The sequence below is a fragment of the Planococcus sp. SSTMD024 genome (assembly GCF_041320495.1).
Taxonomy (GTDB): domain Bacteria; phylum Bacillota; class Bacilli; order Bacillales_A; family Planococcaceae; genus Planococcus.
The window spans coordinates 256,065-268,917 of record NZ_JBGGNS010000023.1; the positions used below are offsets into that span (position 1 = coordinate 256,065).

The window sequence follows — 12,853 nt, forward strand, 5'->3', positions numbered from 1 at the left end:
TGCAAAACAGCAAAAGCTTTCACAGGGGGCAGGGAAAGCCCACGGTTAAGACAATGTATGCGCTTTATTATCTTTGTTTCCAAAGCGCTTTTCATGTAAAATGAAATTATACGAGACGGAAAGTGAGGGGTTTGAGCATGAAGTTCAAATCTGTTTTTGATATAATCGGCCCGGTCATGATCGGGCCTTCATCTTCGCATACCGCGGGTGCCGCACGCATCGGCAGGGTAGCGCGGGATTTGTTCGGCAGGCAGCCGGCGTGGGCAAAGATCCATTTGTACGGTTCTTTCGCCGAAACCTATAAAGGGCATTCGACCGACGTGGCGATTATCGGCGGCTTATTGGATTACGATACCTTCGATGAACGCATTAAAACTGCTTTCGAAGAAGCGGAGAAGATCGGCATGAGCTATGAATTCATCCCGGAAACGGGACATGTCGATCACCCGAACACTGCACGCATTGTCATCGGGGATGAAAAATCCGAAATGTCGATGATGGGAATTTCCATCGGCGGCGGCAAAATTGAAATTACGGAACTGAACGGTTTCCCGCTCAGGCTATCCGGCAACCACCCGGCGATCCTCGTCGTCCATGACGACCGCTCGGGCTGTATCGCAAACGTAGCGAATTGTTTATATAAATACGATATCAACATCGGCCATATGGAAGTATCCCGCAAAGAGCGCGGGGACATGGCGTTGATGGTCATCGAAGTCGATCAGACAGTCGATCAAGAAGTGATGGGCGAGTTGCGCGAGTTGCCGAATATTACGCAAGTCACGCGCATCGCCGACTAAACTGGAGGTAAGAGAAATGGATGTTCTATTCCGAAATGTAAGGGAGCTCGTCGAACGGGCAGAAAAAGAAGGCAAGCTCATTTCCGAGATCATGATCGAACAGGAGATGCTCATCACAGACCGTTCGCGGGAAGATATCATGCAGCAAATGGAGCGCAATTTGACTGTCATGGAAGAAGCGGTCGAAAAAGGGCTAAAAGGCGTCCATTCCGTTTCCGGCTTGACCGGTGGCGACGCAGTGCTTCTCCAAAAATACATGCAGCAAGGCAATAGCCTATCCGGCGACCTGCTGCTTGATGCCGTCAGCAAAGCCGTCGCGACCAATGAAGTGAACGCGGCAATGGGCACGATCTGCGCGACGCCGACTGCAGGATCTGCAGGAGTCGTGCCAGGCACTTTGTTTGCCGTCAAGAATAAATTGAACCCGACGCGTGAGCAGATGATCCGTTATTTGTTCACATCCGGTGCTTTCGGTTTTGTCGTGGCCAATAACGCTTCGATTTCCGGAGCGGCTGGCGGGTGCCAGGCGGAAGTCGGTTCTGCAGCGGCAATGGCATCTGCCGCCATCATCGAAATGGCGGGCGGCACGCCTCAGCAAAGTTCTGAAGCTTTTGCCATCACCTTGAAGAATATGCTCGGTCTAGTCTGCGACCCTGTGGCGGGGCTCGTGGAAGTGCCATGCGTGAAGCGCAATGCGATGGGGGCATCCAATGCGGTCGTCGCTGCCGATATGGCGCTCGCTGGCGTAACCAGCCGCATCCCATGCGACGAAGTCATCAGCGCGATGTTCGAAATCGGGCAAGCGATGCCTAGCGCGTTCCGTGAGACGGCAAAAGGCGGATTGGCCGCGACACCGACCGGCAAATGGCTTGAATCGAAAATCTTCGGCGGATCGGTAGTCGGCAGTGGACAATAAAGCGCCCGTCTCTTCATTGAAGGGAGTCGGGAAGCAAGCGGCTGAAACCTTGCGGGACATGAAGATCGAAAGTCTTGAAGACTTGATCATGACCTTCCCGTATCGCCACGAGGATTTTCAGCTCAAAGATCTGGCTGAAACGCCCCATAATGAACGGGTAACGGTGGAGGGAAGGGTCGAAAATGAGCCTTCCGTCCTTTTTTTAGGGAAAAATAAATCGCGGACGACCGTGACGGTGCTCGTCGGGCGCCACCTCGTCAAGGCCGTGTTCTTCAACCAGCATTACGTGAAAGCTAAATTGCAAATCGGGGCGGTCGTCACCTTGACGGGCAAATGGGACCGCGGCCGCCAATTGATCACGGTTTCCAGCCATTCGATCGGGCCGCGGACGGATGGCGCAGATTTTGAGCCGGTGTATAGCTTGAAGGGTTCCATGCACCAGAAAACTTTCCGCAAATTGATGCGGCAGGCGCTGGATGCCACAAAAGGCAGCCTCGAGGATTGCCTGCCCGCTTCACTCCGCGAAGAATATCAATTGTTGCCGTTTGAACAAGCACTTGAGACCGTCCACTTTCCTGAAGATGCGGCATCGCTCAAGCAGGCGCGCCGGCGCTTTGTTTATGAGGAGCTATTGCTGTTTCAGTTGAAGATGCAGGCACTGCGCAAGAAGAATCGGGAAGCGGAAGGCGGTTCATTCATCGATTATGATTTGAATCGCTTAAAAGCGTTCATCGACGCTCTGCCGTTCGATTTGACCAGTGCCCAAAAACGCGTCGTCAATGAAATTTGCCGCGACATGAAAGAACCGTTCCGGATGAACCGTCTACTGCAGGGAGATGTCGGTTCTGGGAAGACCGTCGTCGCTGCAATCGCTTTGTACGCCGCCGTAACAGCAGGCAAACAAGGGGCGCTCATGGCACCGACGGAAATTCTCGCGGAACAGCACGCCAATACGCTCGAAGAATGGTTCCGGCCCTTTGGCGTCAGCGTTGCGTTATTGACTGGATCCGTCAAAGGCAAAAGACGCAAGGAAGTGTTAAAGCGTTTAGTGGACGGCGAAATCGATATTCTGATCGGCACCCATGCATTGATTCAGCCAGAAGTCCTGTTCAAAAGCCTGGGGCTCGTCATCACCGATGAACAGCACCGCTTTGGCGTGGACCAACGCCGCGTGCTGAAAGATAAGGCCTTGAACCCTGATGTCCTGTTCATGACTGCGACCCCGATTCCACGGACGCTTGCGATTTCGGCTTTCGGGGAAATGGATGTCTCGATCATTGACGAAATGCCGGCCGGGCGAAAAGAGATCGAAACCTATTGGATGAAAAAAGAGATGTTCGGCAAAATTGTCGGCCGCATGGAAAAAGAGCTTCTGGCCGGCCGGCAGGCCTATGTTATCGCGCCGTTGATCGAAGAATCCGAAACTTTGGAATACCAGAATGCAGTGGAACTATATCAGCAATTAACGACTTATTTTGAAGGGCGCCACACTGTCGGCTTGATGCACGGCCGCCTGCACCCGGATGAAAAAGAGCAGACGATGCGCGAATTCGCCGAAGGGAAGATCGCTGTGCTCGTGTCGACGACTGTCGTCGAAGTCGGCGTTAACGTCCCGAATGCCTCGTTCATGCTCATTTATGATGCCGAGCGTTTCGGTTTGTCCCAGCTCCACCAATTGCGCGGGCGCGTCGGGCGAGGCAGCGAGCAATCCTATTGTGTGCTGCTGGCGGATCCGAAAACGGAAATCGGCAAAGAGCGCATGAATTCAATGACTGAAACGAACGACGGCTTCATTCTTGCCGAAAAAGACTTGGAACTGCGCGGCCCCGGCGACTTCTTTGGCCGCAAGCAAAGCGGCATACCGGAATTCCGCATGGCGGATCTGGTCCACGATTACCGCGCGCTCGAAGCGGCGAGAAAAGACGCCGAAGCATTGATTGCCAGCGAGTCGTTTTGGGTCTCGGATGAAACGAAATGCCTGCGGGCGATGCTCGAGGATTCCGGCATCCTCGAAGGTGGCAGGCTTGATTAGGATGCAGGGAGACCGATTTTCCTTGCATTCTTTTTTTGTTGTTTATATACTCATATTAGTACCAAGTGCTAATAGCGGGCGGTGACATAGTGAGAAAACCAAAAAAAGAGCGGCAGGCAGCATTGAAATCATCTATCAAAGACAATCCGTTCGTAACGGACGAAGAATTATCGGCGGAGTTCGGTGTCAGCGTCCAGACCATCCGTCTCGACAGGATGGAGCTTTCTATCCCAGAACTTCGGGAGCGCATTAAGCATGTAGCGGAGAAGACTTTTGATGATGAAGTGAAATCCTTGCCGATTGACGAAGTGATCGGAGAAATTATCGATATAGAACTGGACAATAAAGCCATCTCGATTTTCGATGTGAAACCGGAACACGTTTTCCAGCGCAACCGGATTGCCAGGGGGCACCACTTGTTTGCGCAGGCCAATTCCTTGGCGGTGGCGGTAATGAACGAAGAGTTGGCATTGACAGTGAAATCGGAATTGCAATTTTTGAAGCCGGTCAAAGCCGGGCAGCGGGTCGTCGCGAAAGCGCAAGTGACCGATAGGCAGCCTCACAAGCACCGCGCGTTCGTCAAAGTGGTGTCGACGGTCGACCAGGCAGTAGTATTTATCGGGACATTTGAAATGTACCGCACGACTGAACAAAGTGAAGGTGACAATACGTGAAAATAGCAATCGATGCAATGGGCGGGGACAACGCCCCTAAAGAAATAATCGAAGGTGTCAAACAAGCGCTCGAAGCGTTTAGCGACGTGGAAATTTTGCTCTACGGGCAAGAGGAAAAAATTGATGAATACATAAAACCGCAAGACCGTTTGACCATTATCCATTGTACGGAAGTGATTGAAGCGGAAGACGACCCGGTCCGTTCGGTGCGCCGCAAAAAAGATGCATCCATGGTGCGCATGGCTGAAGCGGTCAAAGAAGGAACCGCGGATGCGGCCGTATCCGCAGGCAATACAGGGGCGCTTATGTCAGCTGGCTTGTTCATCGTCGGCCGCATTGACGGTGTCGACCGCCCGGCGCTTGCGCCGACTTTGCCGACGATGGACGGAAAAGGCTTTCTCATGCTTGACCTTGGCGCCAATGCTGATGCCAAGCCGGAGCATTTGGTCCAGTACGCCATCATGGGCAGCATCTATGCCGAAAAAGTGAGAGGCATCAGCAACCCGACAGTCGGCTTGTTGAATATCGGGACAGAAGAGAAAAAAGGCAATGAACTGACGAAAGCGGCTTTTCCATTGCTGAAAGAAGCGCCCGTCAACTTCATTGGAAACGTGGAATCACGCGACTTGCTGAACGGTGCCGCCGATGTGGTCGTCACTGACGGCTTTACTGGCAATATGGTCTTAAAGACCATTGAAGGCACTGCAATGAACGTATTCGCGATGATCAAAGATGTCTTTATGGCGTCAACCAAAACCAAAATTGCGGCAATGCTCGTGAAAAATGATCTAAGCGCGTTGAAAGGGATGCTGGATTACAGCGAATACGGCGGTGCGGGATTATTCGGGCTAAAGGCGCCGGTCATCAAAGCGCACGGTTCATCCAACGGCACCGCATTCTACAACGCCATCCGCCAAGCTCGGACGATGGTCGAGCATGATGTGGCCGGCAAGATTTACAGCACTTTGAAGGAGGAACAATCGTCATGAGAAAGCAAATCGCATTTATATATCCTGGGCAAGGCTCACAGGCTGTGGGCATGGGCGAGAGCTTTCTGGAAGATGACAAGAGCCGCCAATTTTTTGAAAGCGCCGACCAAGTGCTCGGAATGGGTCTGTCGAAATTGATGCTCGAAGGGCCGCAGGAAGAGTTGACATTGACTTATCACGCGCAGCCAGCGCTTTTGACTGTCAGCTCCATGATCACGGAACGGTTGATCCGTGCAGGAGTGCGCCCGGATTATACAGCGGGTCACAGCCTTGGCGAATACAGCGCGCTTGTCGCTTCGAACGTTCTGGAATTCCCGAAAGCGGTGGAAGTGGTCCATAAGCGCGGCTTGTTCATGAATGAAGCGGTGCCAGCAGGCGAAGGCGCGATGGCTGCCATTCTGGGGATGGACGCAGATAAGCTCGAAGAAGTGACCGATGATGCGACCGTTAGCGCTGGCGTTGTCCAGTTGGCTAACTTGAACTGCCCGGGGCAAATCGTTATTTCCGGAACGAAAGCGGGGGTGGAAAAAGCATGTGAGCTGGCAAAAGAGCGCGGGGCGAAACGCGCCATCCCGCTTGACGTCAGCGGCCCGTTCCACTCTGAATTGATGCGTTCTGCGTCACAGGATTTGGCGAAAGTGCTGAGTGATTCCTTCTTGCTCAATGCCAAAGTGCCTGTCGTGACCAATGTCAAAGCAGAGCCGGAAACCAATGCGACGCAACTGCAGGATTTGTTGATACACCAATTGTACTCGCCAGTTTTATGGGAGCAATCGGTGCGCAAGATGATTGAACTTGGCGTCACCACTTTTGTCGAAGTCGGCCCAGGCAAAGTGCTGAGCGGCTTAGTGAAGAAAATCGACCGTTCGGTGACAGTGATTCCGGTCCATGACCTGGCTTCATTTGAAAAAGCGGTAGAGGAGCTGACAACATGAGCAGATTGACTGGGAAAACAGCCATTATTACAGGTGCATCGCGCGGTATCGGGGCAGCGATTGCCCGCCGCTTTGCCGAGGAAGGCGCAAATATTGTCGTCAACTACAGCGGCAGCCAGGACAAGGCAGAAGCAGTGGTAGCCGAGATCGAACAATCAGGCGGCAAAGCGATCGCCGTCAAGGCCAACGTAGCAGATGCAGATGCGGTGAAATCGCTGGCGGATGCGGCGATGAAGGAGTTCGGCTCGATCGATATCCTCGTTAATAATGCCGGCATCACACGCGACAATTTGATGATGCGCATGAAAGAAGATGAATGGGATGATGTCATCAATACGAACTTGAAAGGCGTTTTCCTGTGCACGAAAGCCGTGACACGCCAAATGATGAAACAGCGCGCCGGGCGCATCGTCAATATCGCCTCGATTGTCGGCGTCATGGGCAATGCAGGGCAAGCCAATTACGTGGCGGCGAAAGCGGGCGTCATCGGGTTGACGAAAACGACAGCTAGAGAACTGGCGAGCCGTGGGATTACCGCGAACGCAGTCGCTCCTGGATTCATCACGACCGACATGACGGAAAAACTCGGCGACGATGTGCAATCGAGCATGCTCGCCCAAATCCCGCTTGCCCGTTTCGGCGCACCGGAGGATGTGGCGAATGCGGCATTGTTCCTGGCATCGGACGAAGCAAGTTATGTAACCGGCCAGACTTTGCATCTGGACGGCGGCATGGTCATGTAGTCCGCAATTATGTATACTGATTTGAGGGGAGGTGACGGCATTGTCAACAGTATTGGAGCGAGTAACCAAAGTAATCGTAGATCGTCTTGGTGTGGAAGAGAGCGAAGTGAAACCTGAAGCATCTTTCACAAACGACCTTGGAGCGGACTCATTGGATGTAGTTGAATTGGTCATGGAGCTAGAAGACGAATTCGATATGGAAATTTCCGATGAAGATGCAGAAGGAATGGCAACGGTAGGCGACGCAGTAACTTACATCGAAAAAAAACAAGCGTAAGTTGAATAAACGGGATTCGTCCCAGCTTGATAGCACAAAAGATTGACGCACAGCCTAGCTGTGCGTCAATTCTCTTTTTGCACAATGCCCGAAAAACAGGTAAAATCAACAAGAGAACAATAGAGGAAGGCAGATAAAAATGGCGATGAAACGAAAACCGAAACATACCAAACCAATGGCGCTGAAAGAAAGTGCCAAACAGGCATTTGAGCAATTGCAAAAAGAGCTGGATATCCAATTTGAACAACCTGCCCTTCTGCAGCAGGCATTTACCCATTCATCTTATGTGAATGAGCATCGAAGAAGACAATTCACGGACAATGAACGCCTGGAATTTCTAGGCGACGCTGTATTGGAATTGTCAGTATCGCATTTCCTCTATATGAAATATCCCGAAATGGCGGAAGGGGAACTGACCAAACTGCGCGCCTCGATCGTATGTGAGCCGTCTCTTGTCCTATTCGCCAACGAATTGGACTTCGGCAAATACATTCTGCTCGGCAAAGGCGAGGAATTGACAGGGGGCCGAACGCGCCCGGCGCTTCTCGCGGACGTCTTCGAATCATTTGTCGGCGCCCTTTACTTGGATCAGGGCTTGGAAAAGGTCGTGGCCTTTTTAGAGGTAGTGCTATTTCCGAAAGTGGAAGTCGGTGCTTTTTCTCATGCGATGGATTATAAAAGCCAATTGCAGGAGCTGGTGCAGCAGAAAAATACCGGCACCTTGAATTATGAAATCATCGAAGAAAAGGGTCCTGCACATAGCCGGATATTTGTGACGCGTGTTTCTTTGGGCGACCAGGAACTGGGCCTAGGCGACGGGCGCTCCAAAAAAGAAGCGGAGCAGAAGGCAGCACAGCTTGCCATCCGTAAATTGCAGGAAACAGCGGAGGATTGAACATGTTTTTGAAAAGATTGGAAGTAATCGGGTTTAAATCGTTCGCTGACCGCGTCGGCATCGATTTTGTCCCAGGCGTCACCGCCGTAGTCGGGCCGAATGGCAGCGGCAAGAGCAATGTAACCGATGCGATCCGTTGGGTCCTCGGCGAGCAATCCGCGAAATCGCTGCGCGGTGCAAAAATGGAAGACGTGATTTTTGCCGGAAGCGATTCGAGGAAAGCGCTTAATTTTGCAGAAGTCACCTTAGTTTTGGATAACACAGACGGCAAAGCCCCTCTCGATTACAGCGAAATCAGCGTAACGAGAAGGGTTTTTCGCAGTGGGGAAAGTGCCTATCTGCTGAACAAGCAGGCATGCCGCCTGAAAGACATCACCGATCTGTTCATGGATTCGGGACTGGGCAAGGAAGCATTTTCTATAATTTCCCAAGGCCGAGTCGACGAAATACTCAATAGCAAAGCCGATGAGCGGCGGTCGATTTTCGAAGAAGCGGCTGGGGTATTGAAATACAAGCAGCGCAAACGGAAAGCCGAGTTTAAGCTGAATGAAACCGACGAGAACTTGAACCGGGTGCTGGATATCCTGCACGAACTGGACGGGCGCATGGAGCCCTTGCAGATGCAGGCTTCCGCAGCACGTGATTACCTTGACATGAGCGCGCAGCTGAAAGACGCGGATATTGCGCTATTGGCGCATGACGCAAATGCTTTGAAGGCGCAACTTTCGGAGCTGTCGCAGGAAGCGTTGCTGCACACAGCAGAAGAACAGCGGCTTGCGGGTGAAATTTCGGAGACAGAACAATTAATAGCCGCATCGAAGCGGTCGGTGCATGTGCTGGATCAAAAAATTGACGCGGCTCAAGCGGCGCTGGTTGAAGCAAGTTCAGAGTCCGAAAAATGGGAAGGCCGAAAGTTGCTGATGTCCGAGAAAAAGCATAATGCGGACCGCCAGCGCCAGGCATTGGAAGAATCGATCAAAATCGAACGCGAAGAAACTGCCAAGCTTGAACAGCGCCATGCCGAACAAGTCGCGTCTCTCGAACAGCAGAAAATGGATCAGCAACAGACCCGCAAGTCGATTCAGCAGCTAGAAGCGCAATTAAACTTGACGCCTGCCGATATCGATAATGAAATTGAAGCGAAAAAATCCCTCTATATCGAATTGATGAATGAACAAGCGGGACTGAAAAACGAATTGAAAAACATCGACTTCCAGCAACAGCAAATGACGGAATCGAGCGGCCGCATCGCCGCGCAAGAAGAGGCATTCGAGAAAGAACTAGCCCGCTTGTTGAAAGAAAAACAGCAGGCAGAAAAAGCGTACGAAGAAATTCATGCAGACCTTGACCGCAAACGCCAGCATTTCAAAGAACAGGAATCCGGCGCTAAGCAATTGGCAGCGGATTACGACCACAAAAAATCCTTGCTGTTCCAAGCATACCAATCCCATAAGCAGCTAGCTGCCCGGATCGAGACCTTGCAAGACTTGGAAGCGGATTATTCCGGATTTTTCCACGGGGTGCGTGAAGTGCTGCAGGCAAGAGAGCGGAGTGAACTCAGCGGCATCATCGGGGCTGTGGCTGAACTGGCCGATGTCCAGAAGCCTTATGCCAAAGCAATCGAAACGGCATTTGGCGCAGCCAGCCAGCATATCGTTACGAGCGATGAAAAAAGTGCCAGCGAAGCGATCCGTTTTTTAAGAACAAAACGCGCAGGGCGTTCCACGTTCCTGCCGATGACGGTCATGAAACCGAGGCAGATTCCCCAACAAGTGGTGCAATCGGTTTCGGCACATCCGGCATTTGTGGATATCGCCGCACAGCTTGTCAGCTATGACGAACAATATGCGATGATTTTCCAAAACTTGCTCGGCCATGTTGTGGTAGCAAAAGATCTCGAAGGCGCAACATCGATAGCCAAAGCAATCGGCCATAGATATCGTGTCGTGACATTGGATGGCGACGTCATTAATGCTGGCGGTTCCATGACTGGCGGCGCGACGAAAAATCAGGCTTCGTTCTTTACGCGAAAGGCAGAACTCGAACAGCTGCAACAGCAAGCCGCTGAACTTCAAGGCACTATTGCACAAGCCGAACAGAAAGTCCGCGAATTGCAGATGCGAGCAGAAACTGCCAAAGAGCAATTAGAACAGCTTCGTGCAGAAGGCGAACGCTACCGGGAACTCGAAGCGGAAAGCGCGATTCATCTGCGGGAAATCGAAGCGGTATGGAAAACGACCGACAGCCGCTTTGCGCTATTCCGTGCAGAACAGCAAACCAAGCAGGACCTCTCCGGACTTGCTTCGCGCAAGGAAGCGGCAGCTGGGCGCATGGACGCCATTGCAAGCGAACTGGAAGGCTTGAACGGCGAGATCGAGGAATTGACCGGCTTCAAGCAGCAAAAAGAAACGGCCCGAGGCGAGTTGCTGGCGAAACTTGCGGAATTCAAATCAGATATGGCCGTCCGTAAAGAGCGCATCGGGCAGCTCACTGCACAAGCCGATGAATTATCGGAACGCCGGACAGCCAGCCGCAACAGGCTCGGCGAGCTTGAACGCGAGCTGGAATGGATTCAATCGGAAGAAGCTTCCAAAAGCTTTTCGGATGAAGAAATCGAGGCGGAAATCCAGAGATGGTCCGATGCACGAAAATCGGCGAACACAACTGTCGATGCCTCACGCAAAGAACGCCATGAATTGCAACATGCGCTCGACGAAGAAGAACGACAGTTGCGTGAACAAAGCCGCATCCATAAAGGCTTTACAGAAGCAGTGCGCATTTGCGAAGTGAAGACGACACGCCTTGAAGTGCAATTGCAGGGGCTTCTCGGACAGCTTGAGGATCATTACGAAATGAATCTTGAAGCAGCAAGCAACTACCCGCTAGAAGACGAGGAAGCTGCTGTCAGAAAGCAAGTGAAGCTTCTCAAACAATCAATTGAAGAACTCGGCAGCGTCAATATCGGCGCCATCGAGGAATATGAACATGTTGCAGAACGCCACCGCTTCTTGAGCGAGCAGCGGGATGATCTGAATGAAGCGAAAGATACGCTCCGCACTTTGATTGAGGAAATGGATGAGGAAATGACGCTGCGCTTCGACGAAACATTCCACGCGATCCGCAGCCACTTCCGCCATGTATTCCGCGAATTGTTCGGCGGGGGGTCTGCGGATCTGGTATTGACCAAACCATCGGATCTGCTTATGACGGGCGTAGACATCATCGCACAACCGCCAGGCAAGAAATTGCAGAACTTGAGCTTGTTGTCCGGCGGGGAGCGGGCGCTCACGGCGATTGCCCTGCTATTCGCGATCTTGAAAGTGCGCCCTGTGCCATTCTGTGTTCTGGACGAAGTGGAAGCGGCGCTTGATGAATCGAATGTCGTGCGTTACAGTCAGTACTTGAAAAAATACAGTGAAGACACACAGTTCATCGTCATTACCCACCGCAAAGGCACGATGGAAGGCGCTGACGTGCTTTACGGCATTACGATGCAGGAATCCGGCATTTCCAAACTGGTTTCCGTGAAACTGCAGGAAGACATCAAATAAGGAGTGATTCGATGAGTTTCTTTAAGAAATTAAAAGATAAATTCAGCAATAATGTTGAAGAAGAACAATCAACCGAGAAATACCGCGAAGGCTTAAGCAAAACGCGGACCGGCTTCACGTCGAAGATCAATGACCTGGTGGCCCGTTACCGCAAAGTCGATGAAGACTTTTTCGAGGAATTGGAAGAAGTGCTGCTCCAGGCGGACGTCGGATTTGAGACAGTCATGGACTTGATGGAAGAATTACGCTATGAAGTGCAGCGCCAGAATGTCAAAGACACATCGAATGTGCAGTCGGTCATTTCCGAGAAACTTGTCGAAATCTATGAGGCAGGCGATCAGGAATTGAGCGAATTGACCTTCGCTGAATCCGGCCCGACCGTCATTTTGATGGTCGGCGTCAACGGCGTCGGAAAAACGACCACGATTGGGAAATTGGCGCAGCGCCTGAAAAATGAAGGCAAGACCGTCATGCTCGCAGCTGGCGACACGTTCCGCGCAGGAGCGATCGACCAGCTCGACGTGTGGGGGCAGCGCGTCGGCGTCGAGACCATCAAGCAAAGCGAAGGCTCCGACCCGGCAGCGGTCATGTACGACGCCGTGCGCGCGGCAAAATCGCGCAATATTGACGTCTTGATCTGCGACACGGCCGGCCGTTTGCAGAACAAAGTCAATTTGATGAACGAATTGCAAAAAGTGCATCGTGTCATTGCCCGTGAAATTCCGGGAGCGCCACATGAAGTGCTGCTGGCACTTGATGCGACAACCGGGCAAAACGCCATGATTCAAGCCCAGACCTTCAAAGAAGTGACGGAAGTGACAGGCATCGTCTTGACGAAACTCGATGGTACCGCAAAAGGCGGCATCGTCCTGGCGATCCGCAACAAGCTCAATATTCCGGTGAAATTCGTCGGGCTCGGCGAAAAACTCGATGACCTGCAGCCATTCGACCCGCAAAAATACGTTTACGGTTTGTTTGCCGAAGGCTTGGACCGTGAAGAGCAGGAAGAAATGGGCTCAGACAAGTAAAATTACTTGACGG

Annotated in this window: 11 protein-coding genes; all 11 read left to right on the plus strand. The window is 52.1% G+C overall.

Going from position 1 to position 12,853, the window contains the following annotated elements; genetic code table 11:
• The first annotated feature begins 137 nt into the window (after nt 1-137).
• Nucleotides 138-800 carry an L-serine ammonia-lyase, iron-sulfur-dependent subunit beta gene (gene sdaAB / locus AB9R92_RS15495; protein WP_370670339.1) on the plus strand — a complete coding sequence of 221 codons (663 nt, stop codon included), beginning with the start codon at nt 138-140 and terminating at the stop codon, nt 798-800.
• A gap of 16 nt (nt 801-816) precedes the next feature.
• Entirely contained in the window at nt 817-1,716 is a 900-nt protein-coding gene (gene sdaAA / locus AB9R92_RS15500) for an L-serine ammonia-lyase, iron-sulfur-dependent, subunit alpha (protein WP_274843906.1), read from the plus strand.
• The gene (recG, locus tag AB9R92_RS15505) at nt 1,706-3,748 is read left to right on the plus strand and encodes an ATP-dependent DNA helicase RecG (RefSeq protein ID WP_370670340.1); all 2,043 of its coding nucleotides are present in this window, start codon (nt 1,706-1,708) and stop codon (nt 3,746-3,748) included. Before sdaAA ends, recG begins: the two co-directional genes overlap by 11 nt.
• An 89-nt stretch (nt 3,749-3,837) precedes the next feature.
• Entirely contained in the window at nt 3,838-4,422 is a 585-nt protein-coding gene (gene fapR / locus AB9R92_RS15510; protein ID WP_370670341.1) for a transcription factor FapR, read from the plus strand.
• Complete coding sequence (plsX, locus tag AB9R92_RS15515) at nt 4,419-5,411, plus strand: phosphate acyltransferase PlsX (protein ID WP_370670342.1); 993 nt, start codon at nt 4,419-4,421, stop codon at nt 5,409-5,411. Before fapR ends, plsX begins: the two co-directional genes overlap by 4 nt.
• On the plus strand, nt 5,408-6,346 hold the full coding sequence (gene fabD, locus AB9R92_RS15520) for an ACP S-malonyltransferase (RefSeq protein ID WP_370670343.1): 939 nt from the start codon (nt 5,408-5,410) through the stop codon (nt 6,344-6,346). The genes plsX and fabD overlap by 4 nt, the downstream gene beginning before the upstream one ends.
• Nucleotides 6,343-7,089 carry a 3-oxoacyl-[acyl-carrier-protein] reductase gene (gene fabG / locus AB9R92_RS15525; protein WP_370670344.1) on the plus strand — a complete coding sequence of 249 codons (747 nt, stop codon included), beginning with the start codon at nt 6,343-6,345 and terminating at the stop codon, nt 7,087-7,089. The genes fabD and fabG overlap by 4 nt, the downstream gene beginning before the upstream one ends.
• Nucleotides 7,090-7,129: 40 nt before the next feature.
• Nucleotides 7,130-7,366, plus strand: a complete 237-nt coding sequence (locus AB9R92_RS15530) for an acyl carrier protein (RefSeq protein ID WP_216968733.1) — start codon at nt 7,130-7,132, stop codon at nt 7,364-7,366.
• 139 nt (nt 7,367-7,505) lie between these two features.
• Nucleotides 7,506-8,261 carry a ribonuclease III gene (rnc, locus tag AB9R92_RS15535; RefSeq protein WP_370670345.1) on the plus strand — a complete coding sequence of 252 codons (756 nt, stop codon included), beginning with the start codon at nt 7,506-7,508 and terminating at the stop codon, nt 8,259-8,261.
• 2 nt (nt 8,262-8,263) lie between these two features.
• The gene (gene smc / locus AB9R92_RS15540; RefSeq protein ID WP_370670346.1) at nt 8,264-11,812 is read left to right on the plus strand and encodes a chromosome segregation protein SMC; all 3,549 of its coding nucleotides are present in this window, start codon (nt 8,264-8,266) and stop codon (nt 11,810-11,812) included.
• An 11-nt stretch (nt 11,813-11,823) separates the two neighbouring features.
• A complete protein-coding gene (gene ftsY / locus AB9R92_RS15545) occupies nt 11,824-12,840 on the plus strand; it encodes a signal recognition particle-docking protein FtsY (RefSeq protein WP_370670347.1) in 1,017 nt (338 codons plus the stop codon).
• The last annotated feature ends 13 nt before the right edge of the window (nt 12,841-12,853 follow it).

What these genes read in the sequence shown, in the direction of transcription:
- smc (WP_370670346.1), top strand. Translation starts at nt 8,264, where the DNA reads ATGTTTTTGAAAAGATTGGAAGTAATCGGGTTTAAATCGTTCGCTGAC.
- fabD (WP_370670343.1), top strand. Translation starts at nt 5,408, where the DNA reads ATGAGAAAGCAAATCGCATTTATATATCCTGGGCAAGGCTCACAGGCT.
- sdaAB (WP_370670339.1), top strand. Translation starts at nt 138, where the DNA reads ATGAAGTTCAAATCTGTTTTTGATATAATCGGCCCGGTCATGATCGGG.
- rnc (WP_370670345.1), top strand. Translation starts at nt 7,506, where the DNA reads ATGGCGATGAAACGAAAACCGAAACATACCAAACCAATGGCGCTGAAA.
- sdaAA (WP_274843906.1), top strand. Translation starts at nt 817, where the DNA reads ATGGATGTTCTATTCCGAAATGTAAGGGAGCTCGTCGAACGGGCAGAA.
- ftsY (WP_370670347.1), top strand. Translation starts at nt 11,824, where the DNA reads ATGAGTTTCTTTAAGAAATTAAAAGATAAATTCAGCAATAATGTTGAA.
- fabG (WP_370670344.1), top strand. Translation starts at nt 6,343, where the DNA reads ATGAGCAGATTGACTGGGAAAACAGCCATTATTACAGGTGCATCGCGC.